This is a genomic window from Streptomyces sp. NPDC025651 (assembly GCF_055558735.1).
This window is the reverse complement of sequence record NZ_JBVHLZ010000008.1, coordinates 147,704-164,959: the sequence shown is the minus strand read 5'-3', so window position 1 is coordinate 164,959 and position 17,256 is coordinate 147,704. Positions and strand designations below refer to the sequence as shown.

Below are 17,256 nucleotides of genomic sequence, written 5' to 3'. Positions count from 1 at the left end.
ACCGTATTTGAGGCAATTACGGCCGCGTCGGCTGCGCTTACGGCCGCGTCGGCTACGCCTCGGAGGCCTCGGCATAGACCTGGGACAGCTCGGGCGCCCCCTGCACAGCCCAGTCGAGGCCCGCCTCGACGACCGGGATGTCCCGGCCCGACTTCAGCCGCACGACCGGACTGCCGCCCGGCCACACGTGCCAGGTGGCGCCCGGCACCGTGCGCACGACGACGGTGCCCAGGTAGAGCCCCGCGTCGTTGCCGAGCCAGGGCAGCATCTCGGGGTCGTCGCGCCAGCGCGGCAGGAGCTGGTCGAGGGCGGCCAACGACGCCGGGGAGTCGTCGAGTTCGAGGCCCGCGGCGGCGGCCTGGGAGCGCAGCAGCTCGCACTCGGAGAGCAGCTCGGCCACGCCGTCGGGGTCCTCCGCGAACGCGGCCGCGAGCCCCGCCTCGGCCCGCTCCGCCGCCGAGTGCCGCCTGCGCCAGTTGTCGAGGAACGGGATGTGCATGATCGGCCTCTCCGTCGGGGGCGCCGCCGGATGCGCGGCCGGGCGCGGATTCCGTGTGTCCAAGAATGTATCTTGCATCAGTTGATCACGGAATCAGGCGAATCACGCCGTACGCTCACGCACCGTCCGCACGGGCCACACGGGCGAGGAGTCCGTGCAGCGCCGCCCGCTCCTCGGGGCCGAGCGGCGCGAGGAGTTCGTCGGTGACGCCGCGGGCCGCCTCGTCGGAGTCGGCGAGGAAGGCCCGGCCGCCCGGGGTGAGGGCGACGATGCGGCGCCTGCGGTCGTCCGCCGCGGGGCGGCGCTCGACGAAGCCGAGGCGCTCCAGGTCGTCGACCAGGCCGACGATCGCGCTGGGGTCGTAGCCGATCCCGCGGCTCAACTCGCGCTGGGCGGCGCCCTCCACGGTGGCCAGGTAGCGCAGCAGCGCGTAGTGGCGCAGGCGCAGTCCCGATCGGTGCAGGGCCGCGTTGAAGAGCTGCCCCGAGCGCAGGCCGAGGCGGTACAGGAGGTAGCCCGCGTCGGCGTGGAGGCCGCGCATCCAGGGTTCGCGCGCGTCCACGGCCCCTTGCGTGGCGCGTTCGACGGTCGTCTCGCTGATGGTCATGCGGCTCAGCATGTCCCATCCGCGATGTCGACGACAACCATTGACGACAACAATGGTTTGTCTTAGCTTCCTTCTCGTCGGCCCACCTCCGGCTCACCTCCAACTCACCTGATGTCGCTTCCTGTTGAAGGGGTCTCTCAGTGCTGGACACGAACACCGTCGACCTGCGCGGCAAGGCCGCCGTCGTCACCGGGTCGGGGCGCGGCCTCGGCCTCGCCTACGCCACCGCCCTCGCCCGCGCCGGGGCCGCCGTCGTCGTCAACGACGTCGACGAGGAGGCGGCCGAGCGCGCCGCCAAGACCATCGCCGAGGCCGGCGGACGCGCGGTCGCCGAGGCCGTCGCGGTCGGCACGGGCGAGGCCGCCGACCGCCTCGTCGCCCGCGCCGTCGAGGAGTTCGGACGGCTCGACGTGATGGTCACCAACGCCGGCATCCTGCGCGACCGGGTGCTGTGGAAGATGACCGACGACGACTTCGACGCGGTGCTCACCACGCATCTGCGGGGCACCTTCACCTGCGCCCGCGCCGCCGCCGTCCACATGCGGGAGCGGGGCGGGGGCGGCAGCCTGGTCCTGGTGGGCTCGCCCGCGGGGCAGCGCGGGAACTTCGGGCAGACCAACTACGCGGCCGCCAAGGCCGGGATCGCCGCGATGGTGCGTACGTGGTCGATGGAGCTGGCCAGGGCCGGGATCACCGTCAACGCGATCGTGCCGGTCGCCGCGACCGCGATGACCGAGACCATCCCGGCCTTCGCCCCCTACGTCGAGGCGATGCGGCAGGGGCGGCCGCTGCCGGACTTCCTCCGCAAGGGCGAGGGGTTCGGGACGGCGGAGGACTGCGCGGCGCTCGTGCCCTTCCTCGCCTCCGACGCGGCCCGGGACGTCACCGGCCAGTGCATCGGCATCGGCGGCGACCGGCTCGCCCTGTGGTCGCACCCCCGGGAGACCGCGGTCGCGTACGCCGACGGCGGCTGGACCCCGGATGCCATCGTCGCCGCGTGGCACACCTCCGTGGGCAGCGCCCCGGAGAGCGTCGGCGTCCCCGCGCCCAGGATCCCCGGGGAGTGAGGGAGTTGGACCCCGCAGAGCTCTCCGCGCTCACCGCCATCGACGTCCACACCCACGCGGAAGTGTCCGGCGAGGGGCACGCCTCGCTGGACGACGAGCTGCACGCCGCGTCCGGCGCCTACTTCAAGGTCGAGGGCCGCACCCGCAAGCCCACGCTGGAGGAGATGGCCGCCTACTACCGCGAGCGGAGGATGGCCGCCGTCGTCTTCACCGTGGACGCCGAGTCCGCCACCGGCACACCGCCCGTCCCCAACGAGGAGGTCGCCGAGGCCGCGGCCGCCAACCCGGACGTCCTCATCCCCTTCGCCTCGCTCGACCCCTTCCGGGGCAGGGCCGCGGTCAAGCGGGCCCGCAGGCTCGTCGAGGAGTACGGCGTCAAGGGCTTCAAGTTCCACCCGAGCATCCAGGGCTTCTTCCCCAACGACCGTGCGCTCGCCTATGAGTTGTACGAGGTCATCGAGGAGGCCGGGGCCGTCGCGCTCTTCCACACCGGGCAGACCGGCATCGGCGCGGGCGTGCCCGGTGGCGGCGGGATCCGGCTGAAGTACTCGAACCCGATGCACGTCGACGACGTCGCCGCCGACTTCCCGCAGCTGAAGATCGTGCTGGCGCATCCGTCCTTCCCCTGGCAGGACGAGGCCCTCGCGGTCGCCACCCACAAGCCGGGCGTCCACATCGATCTGTCCGGCTGGTCGCCGAAGTACTTCCCGCCCCAACTCGTGCACTACGCCAACACCCTGCTCAAGGACAAGGTGCTCTTCGGCTCCGACTTCCCCGTCCTCACCCCCGACCGCTGGCTCGCCGACTTCGCGAAGCTGCCGATCAGGGACGAGGTCCGCCCCAAGGTCCTCAAGGAGAACGCCGCCCGTCTGCTCGGGCTCGAGTAGAGGGGCGTCGCCATGCGCAACGAAGGACTCGGGTCCTGGCCCGCGCGCCGGGCCCGCAGGACCCCGCACCGCACCGCCCTCGTCCACGAAGGGCGGGCCGTCAGCTACGCCGCCCTGCACTCCCGTACGCTCCGCCTCGCGCACGCCCTGCGCGCCCGCGGCATCCGGCGCGGCGACCGGGTCGCCCACCTCGGCCCCAACCACCCGGCCTTCCTGGAGACCTTCTTCGCCGCGGGCACGCTCGGCGCGGTGTTCGTCCCGCTCAACACCCGCCTGACCGGGCCCGAGATCGCGTACCAACTGGCCGACGCGGGCGCCGGGGCCCTGGTCCACTCCCCCGCGCACACCGCCCTCGTCACCCAGCTGCGGCGGGCGGGAGAGGCCGCGTCGGTGCACCTCCTCGTCGAAGTGGGCGCGGAGTACGAGGAGTTGATCGAAGGCGCCGCCGAGGAGCCGCTGGACGAGGCGGTCGCCGGGGACGACGTGTGCCTCCTGATGTACACCTCCGGGACCACGGGCCGCCCCAAGGGCGCCATGCTCACCCACGCCAACCTCACCTGGAACGCCCTCAACGTCCTCGTCGACGCCGACATCGCCTCCTGCGCGGTCGCGCTGGTCTCGGCGCCGCTCTTCCACGCCGCGGCGCTCGGCATGCTCGCCCTGCCCGTGCTCCTCAAGGGCGGCAGCTGTGTGCTCGCCGAGTCCTTCGACCCGGCGGGGACCCTCGACCTCGTCGAACGGCACGGCGTCACCGCGCTGTTCGGGGTCCCCACGATGTACGAGCGCCTCACCCGCGAGCCGCGCTGGCCGACCGCCGACCTGTCCTCGCTGCGGATCCTGATGTGCGGCGGGGCGCCGGTGCCCGCGCCCCTCATCGAGGCGTACGCCGAGCGCGGCCTCGCCTTCCAGCAGGGGTACGGCATGACCGAGGCCTCCCCCGGCGCGCTCTACCTCGGCGCCGAGCACGCCACGCGCAAGGCCGGTTCCGCCGGGGTGCCGCACTTCTTCACCGACGTACGCGTCGTACGCCCCGACCTCACCCCGGCCGGCGCCGGCGAGAGCGGGGAGGTGCTGGTGCGCGGGCCCCATGTGATGGCCGGGTACTGGCAGTTGCCCGAGGAGACCGCCGCCGCCTTCGCCGACGGGTGGCTGCGCACGGGGGACGCCGCGCGGGTGGACGCCGACGGCTTCGTCACCATCGCCGACCGGCTCAAGGACATGATCATTTCCGGCGGCGAGAACATCTACCCCGCCGAGGTCGAGAGCGCCCTGCTCGCCCACCCCGACGTGCTGGAGTGCGCCGTCATCGGCGTGCCCGACGCGCGGTGGGGCGAGGTGCCGCGCGCCGTCGTCGTACCCCGCGAGGGCGCGGACCCGGCACCGGAGGACCTGCTCGCCTTCCTGGCCGGGCGGCTCGCCAAGTACAAGGTCCCCGCGTCGGTGGTGCGCGTGCGCGAACTGCCGCGCACCGCCTCGGGGAAGCTCCACAAGCCCAGCCTGCGCCGCGACCACGGCGGCGCGCCCACCGACAAGGGAGTACCCCGATGAGCCGTACCGTCAACGGACTTGACGAGCTGCACGCCCTCGCAGGAAGCGAACTCGGCGTCACCGGCTGGCTGGAGGTCGGCCAGGACCGCATCGACACCTTCGCCGACGCGACCGATGACCACCAGTGGATCCACACCGACCCCGACAAGGCCGCGCGCGGCCCCTTCGGAGCGCCCATCGCGCACGGCTACCTCACCCTCTCCCTCTTCATCCCGCTCTTCACCGACCTGCTCGACGTCCGGGGCGTCACCACGAAGGTCAACTACGGCCTGGACAAGGTGCGTTTCCCCGCTCCCGTGAAGGCAGGGGCGCGGATACGGCTGCGCGCCGTCCTCGCCTCCGTCGACGAGGTGCCCGGCGGCGCGCAGATCGCCGTCGACGGCACCGTCGAGATCGAGGGCGGCGACAAGCCGGCGTGCGTCCTGCGGAGCCTGTCCCGCTTCTACGCGTAAGGAGCCCGCCATGTCGCACCCATCCGGCACGGCCGCGAACCCGGGGACCAGATCCGGGGCCGCGCCCGGGCAGCTGCGCCGCGTCGCGCTCTCCGGACTGCTCGGCACGGCCGTGGAGTTCTACGACTTCCTCGTGTACGGCACCGTCGCGGCCCTCGTCTTCGGCGACCTCTTCTTTCCCGAGGCCGACCCGGCGGTGGGCACCGTGGCCGCCTTCGGCACGTTCGCCGCGGGCTATCTCGCCCGCCCCCTCGGCGGCATCGTCTTCGGGCACTTCGGCGACCGGCTCGGCCGCAAGTCGATGATGCTCCTGACGATGGTCCTGATGGGCACCGGCAGCTTCCTCATCGGCCTCCTTCCCACCTACGACACGATCGGCGTCTGGGCGCCGGTGCTGCTCGTCCTGCTCCGCGTCGTGCAGGGCCTCGCGATCGGCGGCGAGTGGGGCGGCGCGACGCTGATGGTCGCCGAGCACGCGGGCGAGCGGCCGCGCGGCCTGTGGACCAGCTTCACCCAACTCGGCGCCCCGCTGGGCACGGTGCTCTCCACCGGGGTCGTCACGCTGGTGAGCACGCTGCCCGACGACGACTTCCGCGCCTGGGGCTGGCGGGTGCCGTTCCTGCTCTCGCTGCTGCTGCTCGGCGCGGGCCTGTACGTACGCCTCAAGGTCGCGGAGAGCCCCCTGTTCGCCTCGCTCTCGCGGCGGCGTGAGCGGGCCCGGATGCCGCTGCTCGACGTCCTGCGCGCGCCGCGGCCCGTCCTGCTCGCCTCGGCGGTCGGCATCGGCCCGTTCACCGCGCAGGCCCTGATGACCAGCTTCATGATCGCGTACGCCGTCGACGAGGGGTACACGCGACCGCAGGTCCTCACCGCGGTGACCGTCGCCTCCTGCGTGGCCCTCGTCGTGCTGCCCTGCGCCAACCACCTCTCCGACCGCCTCGGGCGCCGCCCCGTGGTGCTCGCCGGGGCCCTGCTCTCGGCGGCCACCGCCTTCCCGGTGTTCGCGCTCGTGGACAGCCATCGGCCCGGCCTGCTGATCCTGGCCTGCGTGCTCGGGCACGGGGTCGCCCAGTCCGTGATGTACGGACCGCTGGGCGCCCTGTTCAGCGAGATGTTCTCGACCCGGGTGCGCTACACCGGGGCCTCGCTCGGCTACCAGACGGCGACGCTGCTCGGCGCGGGGTTCTCCCCGCTGATCGCCGGCGGCCTGCTGAGCGCCTACGGCTCCAGCGACGCCGTCGCGCTGCTGCTCACCGCCGGGGGCGCGATCACCGCGCTCGCCGTGTGGCGGGTCAGGGAGACCAGCACCGACAGCCTCGCCGGGCAGGAAGCCGCGCGAGAGCCGGTCGCCGTGGAAGGAGAACGCGCATGACGACAAGGAGAAGGCGCATGACACGCCGCCCCGTCGCCGGTCTCGCCGCCCTGCTGCTGCTCGCGGCGCCCGGGCCCGCCGCGGCCTCCGCGCCGCCGGCTGCCGCCCGCCACCTGGAGGGCAGCCTCCCCTCCGGCGCGACGTACGTGATCGACACCCCGGCCCGCTGGAACGGCACCGTGCTGCTCTTCAGCCACGGGCACCGCCCGCCGGGCACCCCGAATCCGGCCGTGAACGCCACCGACGACGCCACCAAGAAGCTGCTCCTGAAGGAGGGTTACGCGCTCGTCGGCTCCTCGTACGCGAGCACCGGGTGGGCGCTGGAGCAGGCGGTGCCCGACCAGCTGGCCGCGCTCGACACCTTCACCGCGCGGATCGGCGAGGCCCGCAGGACGCTGGCCTGGGGCCAGTCCCTCGGCGGCCTCGTCACCACGACGATCGCCGAGCGCCACCCCGGGCGGATCGACGGCTCGCTCTCGCTGTGCGGCCTCGTGCACGGCGGCGTCGCCAACTGGAACTCCACCCTGGACGCCGCCTTCGCGCTGCGCACCCTCCTCGCGCCGCACTCCGGGATCCGGCTGACCGGCTTCACGGACGCCTCGGACGCGGCCACGTCGGCGAAGCGGCTCGGCGACGTCCTCGGCTCGGCACAGGGCACCGAACGCGGCCGGGCCCGCATCGCGCTCGCCGCGGCCCTGCACGGCATCCCCGGCTGGAACGACCCGGCCACGCCGCGCCCCGCCCCCGACGACCACGAGGCACAGCAGGCGAACCAGTATCCGGCGGTACGGGGGCTCGTGGCGGGGCCCGGCTTCGTCTGGCGCGAGGCCGCCGAGCGGCGCGCGGGCGGCTCCATGTCCTGGAACACGGGCGTCGACTACACGGCCATGCTGGCACGTTCGGCCGCGTACAAGGAGGTCAAGGCCCTCTACAAGGCCGCGGGGCTCTCCCTCGGCGCCGATCTGCGCACCCTCGCGCGGGCGCCGCGGCTCTCGGCGAAACCGCGCGCGGTGCGCTACATGAACGACCACGCCTCGCCCTCGGGGCGGCTGCGGAACCCCCAACTCGACGTCCACACCACGGGGGACGCGCTGGTGCCGGTGCGGGTCGAGGCCGCCTACCGCGACGCGGTGACCGGCGCGGGCCGTGGCTCGCTGCTGCGCCAGGCGTACACGGACCACGCGGGGCACTGCACGTTCAGCCCGGCCGAGCAGCTCGGCGCGCTGCACACGGTCGACCGGCGGATCGCCGCGGGACGGTGGGGCGACACGTCACCGGGCGCCCTCAACTCCCGTGCGCACCAGGCGGATCCGACCACGCCGAGCCGTTACGCGGCCTACCGTCCCGGCCCCTACCCGCGCCCCTTCGTCGGGAGCGCCCCGGCCGCCGGGTGACGGTTCGGCCCTGAGGGGTACCCGTGGATGCCGGAGGGTGCCGGAGGGTCGAGCCGGGAGGTGGACGGTCGATGGAGTGGTGGGTCTGGTTCATCGCGGTGGTCGTCGTGGCGGGGCTGGTGGCGGCCACGGTGGTGGGGGTGCAGGCGCGGCGGCGCAGCGGGGGTGTGGTCGTGGTGCGGCGCGGCGGGCGGCCCGGTCGGAGGGGTGTGCGGTGAGCGTCGGGAGGGGTGTGCGATGAGTGGCCGGAGGCGGTTGCGATGAGTGGCCGGAGGCGGGTGCGATGAGCGTGCTGATGCGGGCGTCCCGGCTCACCAAGCGCCCGGTGGTCACGCTCGGCGGTGAGGCGGTCGCCCAGGTCAAGGACGTGGTCCTGGACGCGGCCGGCGGCCGGATCGCCGGGTTCACGCTGGCCGGGCGCGGGCTGCTTTCGGGGCCGCTGCGCAGGAGCCTGCCGTGGGCGGGGGTGCACGCGCTGGGCGTGGACGCCGTGATGGTCGCCTCGGTGGAGGCGCTGGAGGACAGGTCCGCCGTGGCCTCCTGGGAGGAGGCGTCCGGCGGCCTGGTCCGCGGGGCCGGTGTCCTCACGGACCAGGGGGTGCGCGTGGGCACCGTGGTCGACGTGGTGGTCGAGGCGGGCACAGCGGGCCGGATCGTCGGCGTCGAGATGTCCGCGGCCGAGTCGCCGGGGCGTCATGAGCGCACGCTCTTCCTGCCGTTGGGGGGCCGGCCCGCCATGACGGGCGACACCTTGATGGTCCCCGCGCACGACATGGAGCGCGCCGTCGAGGACCTGGACGGGCTGGCCGCCGCGGTGCGCCGCGGGCGACTCACCGAGAAGGAGGACGAGGCGGGCAAGAACGGCCCCGGAACCATGGGTACGGGTGAGGAGCGGATGCCGTGATGCTGCTCAGCGAGACCGTGGGACGCCCTGTCGTCAGCGCGGCGGACGCCACCCGCGTCGGCACCGTGGCGGGTGTCGTCGTCGACCCGGAGACCGCCCGGATCGCGGCCGTCCGCCTGGACGGCGTCAAGGGCAGGGGCGACGTCGTCGCCTGGGCGGACGTGAGCGCCGTCGGCCCCGACGCGGTCGTGGTCGGTGCGGCCACGGCGGTCCGCTACGCCTCCGCCGGCTCGGCCAAGGCCCAGAACCTGCTCGGCAAACGCCTGTTGACGGAAGTGGGCGAGTCCGCGGGGACGCTGGCCGACGTCGCCTTCGACCCGGAGTCGGGCCTCGTCGAGGCGCTGCACACGTCACGCGGTGTGCGGATCCCGGGCGGTGACCTGCTCGGGATCGGGGCGTACGCGGTGGTGGTGCGTGCCCTCGCCCACTCCGGCGGCCCGCCCCTCACATCTCCCTGAGGGCCGCCCCTCACCCATCCCACAGGCTCACCCCTCACCCATCCCGGCGGCCCACCGTGGCCGTGACCGCGGCGATCGCCGCCGCTGACAGGGGTCAGCGGCCCAGGATGCCCTGGCTTCGGTGCGTGTCCTCGCGCGCGGCGCGGCGCCGATCGCCGGCCTCACGGACCGCGTGCGCGAGGTCCTCACCCCGGTGGGCACCGCGAAGGCGTATCTGGCCCGGCTGCTCGCCGAGCTCGACGCCCGCGACCGGGTGCGGCTGGTGATCATCGCGTACGAGAAGGGGCCGACGTCGGCGGATCGCCGAACGGGCCCCCGACCGAACCCCCGCACCGTCGAGCCGAGTTCGCGCGCAGTTCACGCGCGACTCATTGACGCGCCTCTGACGCCTCCTTAGCTTCATGGCGCATCCATGACGTGATGGCGCCACCGTCATCATCACTCGGATCACCACACGCGGGAGGGGACTGTCGTGCGCCGACACATCTGGGGAACGGCCGCCGCGCTCACCCTGTTCACGGGCCTCGTCCCGGTGGCATCGGCGCAGGCCGCGGCCCCGCACAGACCCGGGCCGCTCCCCCTGGAGCGGCTCTTCGACAACAGCGCGGTCAGCGACGACGCCCGCCCCCTCGACGCGGACTTCGACGGGTCGGGCGGCTCGCTGTCCGCGCGGGACCTGTCCGCCGCGGGCTGGACTCCCGGGCGCTCACTGGCCGTTGACGGTGCCCGGCTCACCTGGCCGCGCACGGCTCCGGGCACACCGGACAACGTGCGCGCCGACGGCCAGGCCGTGCGGGTGCGAGGCCGCGGCGACGCCCTGGCCTTCCTGGTCGCGGGCACGGGCGGCGAGGCGAGCGGCACCGGCACGGTCCGCTACCGCGACGGCTCGCGCGGCACTTACCGTCTGACGGCGCCCGACTGGCGCTCGGGCCCGCTCGCCACGAAGGCCGTGGCCCTGCCGCACGTCAACACGCCGGGGGGCCAACTCGCCGAGAAGGCACGGCTGTACGTGGTGACCGTGCCGCTGGCCCGGGGACGCGAGGTCGCCTCGGTGCGCCTGCCGCGCGATCCCGGCGCCGCCGACCTGCATGTGTTCGCGCTCTCGGTGCGGGCCGCCGCCAAGGGCTGGACGGGCACCTGGTCGGCGTCGACCGCCGGGTACACGGCGGTGGGACCGTGGACCGACCGGACCCTCCGCCTCGTCGTGCACACGAGCACCGGCGGGCCGCGGGTGCGGATCCGGCTCGACAACACCTTCGCGGCGGCTCCGGTACGGATCGGCAGTGCGACGGTGGCGGTGCAGGAGTCCGGGGCGGGGGCCCGGGGCGAGCCGCGGCGGTTGTCCTTCCGGGGCGCTCCCGGCACCGAGATCCCCGCGGGCGCCCAGGCGTTCAGCGATCCCCTCGACTTCGACGTGCCCGCCGACGCGAACCTCCTGGTCAGCTTCCATCTGCCGGGCCCCGTGACGACGGCGCCCGTGCACAGCCAGGCCATCCAGCGCTCGTACGTCAGCGGCCCCGGCGACCATGCCGCGGACGGCTCCCCGGCCTCGTACACCTCGACGATCACGACGTGGCCGCTGCTCACGGGCGTCGACGTGGGCGGCGGGCCCGGCTCCGTGGTGCTGCTCGGCGACTCGATCACCGACGGCGTGAAGTCGACGCAGGACGCCAACCGCCGCTGGCCCAACGTGCTGGCGACGCGCCTGTTGAACCAGTCCGGCGTGCCGCGCTACGGCGTGCTCAACCAGGGCATCTCCGCGAACCGCGTGGTCGCCGACCGTTATCCGGGCGACGGCGTCTCCACCGACACCGGCGGCGTGAGCGCCCTGCACCGCCTGGACCGCGACGTCCTCGCCCAGACGTCGGCGCGCACGGTCGTGGTCTTCGAAGGGGTCAACGACGTGCGCTGGGGCGCGTCGGCGGAGCAAGTGATCGCGGGTCTGCGGGAGATCGCGGACCGCGCCCACGCGCGGGGGCTTCGGGTGGTCGGCGCGACGATCGCGCCGTGCGAGGGCGAAAGCCTGTGCACACCGGCGGCCGACGCCCAGCGCCGGGCGGTCAACGACTACATCCGCGACAACGACGACTACGACGCCGTGCTCGACTTCAACGCCGTGCTGCGGGATCCCGCGCACCCGGCGCGGATGTTGCCCGCCTATGACAGCGGGGACCATCTGCATCCGGGCGACGCGGGGCTCGCGGCGCTGGCGGACTCGGTGGACCTCAGGAAGCTGGCTCCCTGAGCCCCTGCTCCCCGAGGCCGTGGATCACACGTCCAGGTCCACCACGACCGGCGCGTGGTCCGACGCGCCCTTGCCCTTGCGCTCCTCGCGGTCCACGTACGAGTCGGTGACGGCCTTCGCGAAGGGCTCGTTCCCATAGACGAGGTCGATGCGCATGCCCTTGTTCTTGGGGAAGCCGAGCTCGCGGTAGTCCCAGAAGGTGAACGGGTGGTTGTACTTCAGGGGGCGCGGCACGACGTCGGTCAGGCCCGTCTCGCGCAGGGCCGCGAGGGCGGCGCGCTCGGCCTCGGTGACGTGCGTGGCGCCGACGAAGCGCGCGGGGTCCCAGACGTCGTCGTCGGTCGGCGCGACGTTGAAGTCGCCGAGGACGGCGAAGGGGCGCGGGCCCGCCGCGTCCTCGACGACGGCGGCCTTCAGGGCCTCGAACCACTGGAGCTTGTAGGCGTAGTGGGCGTGGTCGACCTCGCGGCCGTTGGGCACGTACACCGACCAGACGCGGACGGGGCCACAGGTCGCGGAGATGGCGCGGGGTTCGTCCGCGCCGTCGTACCCGGGGCCGCCCGGGAGGCCCTTGACCACGTCGTCGAGGCCGACCTTGGAGACCAGCGCCACGCCGTTCCACCGACCTGTCGCGTTCACCGCGGAGTCGTAGCCCAGCTCGCGGAGCTCGGCGGCGGGGAACTGCTCGGCCGTCGTCTTGGTCTCCTGGATGCACAGCACGTCCGTGCTGGTGTTCTCCAGCCAGGCCAGGAGCCTCGGCAGACGTGCGGTGATCGAGTTCACGTTCCAGGTCGCAATGCGCATGCCCCACAACCTACCGGGCGGCACTGACAGTCACAGATCGGCCGACTCCCCCGGCGTCAGACGCAGGTGCTCGGCGCCGCCCAGGGCACCGATCTGGCCGTCGTAGATCGGCCGGGCGAGGTCGGTGAGGAGCGCGTCGTGGATGTCGTAGGCGCGCCGCGGCTTGACCTCGCGCACGTAGTCGATGACCTCGGAGATCTTGTTCCAGGGGGCCATGACGGGGAGCATCAGCGTCTCGACGGGGTGGTCGGGCACCGTCAGCGCGTCGCCGGGGTGGAAGACCGAACCGTCGACCAGGTAGCCGACGTTGGTGATGCGCGGGATGTCCGGGTGGATGACGGCGTGCAGCTCGCCGTGCACCTGGACGTCGAACCCGGCGGCCGTGAAGGTGTCGCCGTGCCCGACGGTGTGCACGCGCCCGGGGAAGGTCGCCGAGATCTGGTCCGCGACGGACTTCAGGGTCCAGATCTCGGCGCCGGGGCGGGCCGCCATGGCGGCCCGCAGCCGGTTCTCGTCGAAGTGGTCCGGGTGCTCGTGCGTCACGAGGATCGCGTCGGCGCCGAGCGCGGCGTCGTCCTCGCTGAAGACCCCGGGGTCGATGACGAGCGTGCGACCGTCCTTGACGAGACGCACGCACGCGTGGGACTTCTTCGTGAACGTGGTGCGTGCGGGACGGGTGTCTGTGTCGGTCTCGGGAGAAGTCGTCATGCACCCATCCTGCTACTCCTGCGGCGTGGTTTCCTCGCGGATCACGGCCTGCGCGACCTTGAAGGCGGAGTTCGCCGCGGGGACGCCGCAGTAGACGGCGGCCTGGAGCAGGACCTCCTTGATCTCGGCCGGGGTGAGGCCGTTGCGCAGCGCGGCCCGGGTGTGGAAGGCCAGCTCGTCGAGGTGGCCGCCGGCGACGAGCGCGGTGAGCGTGACGCAGCTGCGGGAGCGGCGGTCGAGGCCGGGACGGTTCCAGATCTCACCCCAGGCGTAGCGCGTGACGAGCTCCTGGAAGTCCCCGGAGAAGTCGTCGGCGGAGGCGAGCGCCCGGTCGACGTGCGCGTCGCCGAGCACCTCGCGGCGGACCTTCATCCCGGCGTCGTACGGATCGGTCCTGACCCCTGCGGCCTCGGGCTGCTCCGCGGGGGCGGTGATCTCGGCCATGGGGGCGACGACCGGCGGGGCGAGGACCGGCTTGACGGGCGGCGCGGTGATGGCGGACTGGCCCGCCATCGTGTCGCCCGTGGCCTGCCAGGCGGACGAGAAGTGGCGTACGAGGAGGTCGGTGACCGCGGCGGGCTGCTCGACGGGCGCGAGGTGCGAGGCGCCGGGCACGACGGCGAGCCGCGCGTCGGGGATGCCCGCGACGAGGGTGCGCGCCTCGCCCTGCCCGGTGACCTGGTCCTCGGACCCCACCAGCACCAGGGTCGGCACGCCGACCCTGCCGAGCTCGGCGCGGACGTCGAAGGCGGCGAGCGCCTCGCAGGCGGCGATGTAGCAGCCCGGGTCGGTGGTGCGCACCATCTGCACGGCCCAGTCGGTGATCGCGGGCTGCGCCGCGACGAAGCCGGGCGTGAACCAGCGCTCGGGGGCGGAGCGGGCGATGGGGTCGAGCCCGTTGCTGCGCACGATCACCCCGCGCTGGCGGAACTCGTCGGCGGTGCCGAACCGCGGCGAGGCGGCGATCAGCGCCAGCGAGGCGACGCGCTGCGGGTGCCGGAGGGCGAGCTCGACGCCTATGGCACCGCCGAACGCGCATCCCGCGTACCCGAAGCGCTGCACCCCCAGCTCGTCGAGCGTCGCGAGCAGCCGCTCGGCGAGCTCCCCCACGGAACCGCAGGGGTGCGCGGGTGCCCCGCCGTGGCCGGGCATGTCGAAGCGGAACACCCGCCAGTGCCGGCTCAGCTCGGGTATCTGCCGGTCCCACATGTGCCACGTGGTCCCGAGCGACGCCCCGAGGATGAGCACGGGTGCGTCTTCGGGCCCGTCGAAGCGGTACTGGAGGGCAGGGGTATTCGTCTCACTCACCGCTCCACGCTAACCGGCGGAGTTTACGCGGGAGTCAGAGGGTTCCTACAAAGGGGAATGGATAGGGGACTGCTGCACAGACCCTCCACACGGCCTGCACGACATCGCCCGCGCCGCATCGTCCGCACGCGGTGCGACGTCGTCCGCACGGCCTGCGACGACAAGGAACCGCATGAGCGCACCGGCCCCGTCCCCCGCCACGCCCCACATCGACGCCGACTCCATGACCCGTCTCGTCCCCATGTCCGCCGCGATCGACGCGCTGGAGGCCGTGCTCGTGGCGGGGCTCGATCCGGCGGCGGAGCCGGCCCGCGGGATCGTGGAGGTGCCCGGGGGCCAGTTGCTCCTGATGCCGTCGGCCACCGCCTCGTACACCGGCGTGAAGATCGCCACCGTCACGCCGGGCAACGCGGAGCGGGGGCTCCCGCGCGTCCAGGGCCTGTATCTCCTCCTGGACGGGGTGACGCACGCGCCGCTGGCCCTGCTGGACGGCATCGCGCTGACGTCGCTGCGTACGCCCGCCGTGTCCGGTCTCGCGATCCGGCATCTGGCCGTGCCCGAGGCCGAGCGGCTGCTGGTGTTCGGGACGGGGCCGCAGGCGTGGGGGCACGTCGAGGCGGTGCGGGCGGTGCGTCCGGCGCTGCGGCACGTCGACGTGGTGGCGCGGAACGCGGAGCGCGTGGCGGACTTCGTCGGGCGCTGCCGTGCCGCCGGTCTCTCGGCGTCGGCGGCCGAGCCGCGGGACGTGGCCCGCGCGGACGTGGTCTGCTGCTGCACCACCGCGCGCGAGCCGCTCTTCGACGGCGCCCTGCTGCCCGACCACGCGACGGTCGCCGCGGTCGGCTCCCACGAGCCGGACGCCCGCGAGGTCGACGCCCGCCTCGTGGCCCGCGCCACGGTCGTCGCGGAGTCCGCCGACGTGGCCGCCAGGGAGTGCGGCGACCTGGTGCTCGCCGTCGAGGAGGGCGCCTTCGCCCTGGAGCGGCTGTGGACGCTGGACGCCCTGGTGCGCGGCGAGGTGAAGGCCGCGGACGGGCGGCCGCGGCTGTTCAAGTCGGCGGGCATGGCCTGGCAGGACCTGGGGGTGGCGGCGGCCGTGTACGAGGGGTGGAGCCGGCGGGCCTGAACCGGGAGCCGGAGGCGTCAGCGCTCCGCGGCGGCTGCCGGCTCGTACCGCGTCGTCTTCGACGCGCGGACCGCCAGGGCGAGCAGGGCCCATGCGGTCAGCCCGAGGACGCAGGCGACGACCGGCAGCTGCCCTGCCCCCACGCCGCTCACGGTCAGGCCGCCGACGGCGCCGCCCAGCGCGACCCCGAGGTAGGTGCCCGACGTGTTGAGCGCCAGCGCCTGCGTCGCGGAAGGACCGGCGAGCAGGTGGAGGCGCGCCTGGATCGCCGGGGAGTTCCAGAAGGCCATGCCGCCCCAGACCGTGCCCACCACGACGAGGACGGGGAACGGCACGGGCCGGACGAACCAGAACGTCCCCATCAGCGCCATGACGGCGACGAACGTGCCGATCCCGACGACCAGGCAGCGGTCGGGGCCCCACCGGTCGGTGGCCCTGCCGCCCGCCCAGATACAGACGACGCCCGCGACCCCGGAGAGGCCGAACGCCAGCGCACGCTGGTCCACGCCCGCCTCGCTCACCGCGTCCAGGTAGGGGGCGGTGTAGGTGAGCATCATCATGGAGCCGGTCATGAGCACGGAGTTGGCGAGGATCCCGAGGGACACCGGGGCGGCGGCCAGGGCCCTGAGCTGTTCGGCGACGCCCGGCACCTCGGCGGACCTGTCGCCCTCGCGCGGCAGCGTCGCGAGCAGGAAGGCGAGCGCCGCGGCTCCGGCCGCCGCCATCGCGACGAAGGTGGCCCGCCAGCCGAAGTGGCCGCCGATCCAGGTGCCGATCGGGACCCCGGCCGCGATCGAGCCCGTGACGCCGAGCGCGACGACGGCGACGTACCGGCCGATGTGGCTCCGCGGGGCGCGCTCGGCGGCGTGGGCGAACACGGCGGGGGTGGAGGCCGCCGCCCCGAAGGCCGCCGTGATCCGCAGGGCCACCAGCGCGCCGAAGCTGTCCGTCGACGCCGCCATGAGGTTCGCCGCGACGAACAGCGCGAAGGAGGCGGTGAACAGGCGCCGCCGTGACACCCGGGCCAGGGTGACGCCGGCGATCGGCGCGACCAGGGCGACGGTGAGGGAGAAGGCGGTCACCAGCTGACCGGCCCGCGCCTCGCCGACGTCCAGGTCCCCCGCCATCTCCGGCAGGACCCCCGCGATCACGTAGTCGTCGGTGTAGAGGACGAAGGCGGCGGCGAGCAGTGCGAACAGCCAGGCGGGCACGACGGGACTCCGGATCGGTCGGTGGCCGGTGCCGCGTCGGGCACCGGGATCAGTCGGGCTTCGGCATCAACAGCGAGCGCAGGTGCGCCCGCAGGGTCTTGCGGAGGCGGTCGGCGCCGAGCGATCCGTGCGGCGTCACCGCGTCGACGACCAGGCCGCCCAGGACGGCGACGACGCGTTCGGCCTCCTCGGCCGCCTCGGGCACGCCGAGCACGTCCAGGGCGTCCGTGATCACCAGGCGCATGTCGGCGGCCATCCGCTCGGTCACGGGGCGGAAGATCGGGTTGACCCGTGCGGCGACGATGAACTCCATCAGGACGATCGACTCGACGCGGCGCTCCTCGTCGACCGGGAGCAGCTCCTCCAGCAGGGCCTGGAGGGCGTCGACGGCGCGTTCGCCCGTGAGTCCGGCCAGGGTGTCGGTCGCGTACCGGGTGAGCCGCTTCCCCATGCGGTCGCCGACCTCGGTCACGGCCGCGACGAGGAGGGTGCGGTGGTCGTCGAAGTAGTGGCGGACCGAGCCGATGTTCCAGCCGGATTCGGCGGCCACCTTCCGCAGCGACACACCGCTGATTCCTTCGGCCACCACGAGACGGAAGGCCGCCTCGATGACATCTTTGCGGCGCTGTTCGAGGTCGATCCGAGCTGGCATTCCGGCACAATATC

The 17,256-nt window shown here is 73.8% G+C and carries 18 protein-coding genes and 1 pseudogene; 12 read left to right on the top strand and 7 right to left on the bottom strand.

Annotated features, from left to right (window positions below):
- Nucleotides 1-52: 52 nt before the first annotated feature.
- Both ACZ4D5_RS27200 and ACZ4D5_RS27195 read right to left on the bottom strand, forming a co-directional pair.
- Nucleotides 53-499, bottom strand: a complete 447-nt coding sequence (locus tag ACZ4D5_RS27200; RefSeq protein WP_467775034.1) for a DUF6278 family protein — start codon at nt 497-499, stop codon at nt 53-55.
- A gap of 115 nt (nt 500-614) precedes the next feature.
- A complete protein-coding gene (locus ACZ4D5_RS27195; RefSeq protein ID WP_467775033.1) occupies nt 615-1,106 on the bottom strand; it encodes a MarR family winged helix-turn-helix transcriptional regulator in 492 nt (163 codons plus the stop codon).
- A 143-nt stretch (nt 1,107-1,249) separates the two neighbouring features.
- Here ACZ4D5_RS27195 and ACZ4D5_RS27190 point away from each other — a divergent pair, with 143 nt between their 5' ends.
- The 11 genes and pseudogenes from ACZ4D5_RS27190 (at nt 1,250) to ACZ4D5_RS27140 (ending at nt 11,433) form a co-directional block, all read left to right on the top strand.
- Nucleotides 1,250-2,173, top strand: coding sequence for an SDR family NAD(P)-dependent oxidoreductase (locus ACZ4D5_RS27190; protein WP_467775337.1), 924 nt, complete (start codon nt 1,250-1,252; stop codon nt 2,171-2,173).
- A 5-nt stretch (nt 2,174-2,178) separates the two neighbouring features.
- Nucleotides 2,179-3,060, top strand: coding sequence for an amidohydrolase family protein (locus tag ACZ4D5_RS27185; protein ID WP_467775032.1), 882 nt, complete (start codon nt 2,179-2,181; stop codon nt 3,058-3,060).
- 12 nt (nt 3,061-3,072) lie between these two features.
- Nucleotides 3,073-4,608, top strand: a complete 1,536-nt coding sequence (locus ACZ4D5_RS27180; protein WP_467775031.1) for an acyl-CoA synthetase — start codon at nt 3,073-3,075, stop codon at nt 4,606-4,608.
- Nucleotides 4,605-5,060, top strand: coding sequence for a MaoC family dehydratase (locus tag ACZ4D5_RS27175; RefSeq protein ID WP_467775030.1), 456 nt, complete (start codon nt 4,605-4,607; stop codon nt 5,058-5,060). Before ACZ4D5_RS27180 ends, ACZ4D5_RS27175 begins: the two co-directional genes overlap by 4 nt.
- Before the next feature lie 10 nt (nt 5,061-5,070).
- A complete protein-coding gene (locus ACZ4D5_RS27170; protein WP_467775029.1) occupies nt 5,071-6,432 on the top strand; it encodes an MFS transporter in 1,362 nt (453 codons plus the stop codon).
- Between the two features lie 17 nt (nt 6,433-6,449).
- Nucleotides 6,450-7,826, top strand: coding sequence for an alpha/beta hydrolase family protein (locus tag ACZ4D5_RS27165; RefSeq protein ID WP_467775028.1), 1,377 nt, complete (start codon nt 6,450-6,452; stop codon nt 7,824-7,826).
- Nucleotides 7,827-7,897: 71 nt separating this feature from the next.
- Nucleotides 7,898-8,044, top strand: a complete 147-nt coding sequence (locus ACZ4D5_RS27160) for a hypothetical protein (RefSeq protein ID WP_467775027.1) — start codon at nt 7,898-7,900, stop codon at nt 8,042-8,044.
- A gap of 65 nt (nt 8,045-8,109) precedes the next feature.
- Nucleotides 8,110-8,730, top strand: coding sequence for a PRC-barrel domain-containing protein (locus ACZ4D5_RS27155; protein WP_467775026.1), 621 nt, complete (start codon nt 8,110-8,112; stop codon nt 8,728-8,730).
- Entirely contained in the window at nt 8,730-9,188 is a 459-nt protein-coding gene (locus ACZ4D5_RS27150) for a PRC-barrel domain-containing protein (RefSeq protein WP_467775025.1), read from the top strand. Before ACZ4D5_RS27155 ends, ACZ4D5_RS27150 begins: the two co-directional genes overlap by 1 nt.
- A gap of 97 nt (nt 9,189-9,285) precedes the next feature.
- Nucleotides 9,286-9,585, top strand: a pseudogene (locus ACZ4D5_RS27145) (hypothetical protein); the annotation flags it as partial.
- A 75-nt stretch (nt 9,586-9,660) separates the two neighbouring features.
- The gene (locus ACZ4D5_RS27140) at nt 9,661-11,433 is read left to right on the top strand and encodes an SGNH/GDSL hydrolase family protein (protein WP_467775024.1); all 1,773 of its coding nucleotides are present in this window, start codon (nt 9,661-9,663) and stop codon (nt 11,431-11,433) included.
- 24 nt (nt 11,434-11,457) lie between these two features.
- Here ACZ4D5_RS27140 and ACZ4D5_RS27135 read toward each other — a convergent pair whose 3' ends face one another.
- Genes ACZ4D5_RS27135 through pcaDC form a run of 3 tightly spaced genes read right to left on the bottom strand, consistent with a single transcriptional unit; the run spans nt 11,458 to nt 14,253 of the window.
- Nucleotides 11,458-12,237 (bottom strand): exodeoxyribonuclease III, encoded by a 780-nt coding sequence (locus ACZ4D5_RS27135; RefSeq protein ID WP_467775023.1) that lies wholly within the window; start codon nt 12,235-12,237, stop codon nt 11,458-11,460.
- Nucleotides 12,238-12,267: 30 nt separating this feature from the next.
- Nucleotides 12,268-12,945, bottom strand: a complete 678-nt coding sequence (locus ACZ4D5_RS27130) for an MBL fold metallo-hydrolase (protein WP_467775022.1) — start codon at nt 12,943-12,945, stop codon at nt 12,268-12,270.
- A gap of 12 nt (nt 12,946-12,957) precedes the next feature.
- A complete protein-coding gene (gene pcaDC / locus ACZ4D5_RS27125; protein ID WP_467775021.1) occupies nt 12,958-14,253 on the bottom strand; it encodes a bifunctional 3-oxoadipate enol-lactonase/4-carboxymuconolactone decarboxylase PcaDC in 1,296 nt (431 codons plus the stop codon).
- Nucleotides 14,254-14,425: 172 nt separating this feature from the next.
- On the opposite strand from pcaDC, the gene ACZ4D5_RS27120 reads away from it, so the two are divergent.
- Complete coding sequence (locus tag ACZ4D5_RS27120; RefSeq protein ID WP_467775020.1) at nt 14,426-15,379, top strand: ornithine cyclodeaminase family protein; 954 nt, start codon at nt 14,426-14,428, stop codon at nt 15,377-15,379.
- A 17-nt stretch (nt 15,380-15,396) separates the two neighbouring features.
- Here ACZ4D5_RS27120 and ACZ4D5_RS27115 read toward each other — a convergent pair whose 3' ends face one another.
- On the bottom strand, nt 15,397-16,590 hold the full coding sequence (locus tag ACZ4D5_RS27115; protein ID WP_467775019.1) for an MFS transporter: 1,194 nt from the start codon (nt 16,588-16,590) through the stop codon (nt 15,397-15,399).
- 49 nt (nt 16,591-16,639) lie between these two features.
- Nucleotides 16,640-17,242: a TetR/AcrR family transcriptional regulator gene (locus ACZ4D5_RS27110; RefSeq protein WP_467775018.1), complete on the bottom strand. Its 603-nt coding sequence runs from the start codon at nt 17,240-17,242 to the stop codon at nt 16,640-16,642.
- Nucleotides 17,243-17,256: the final 14 nt, after the last annotated feature.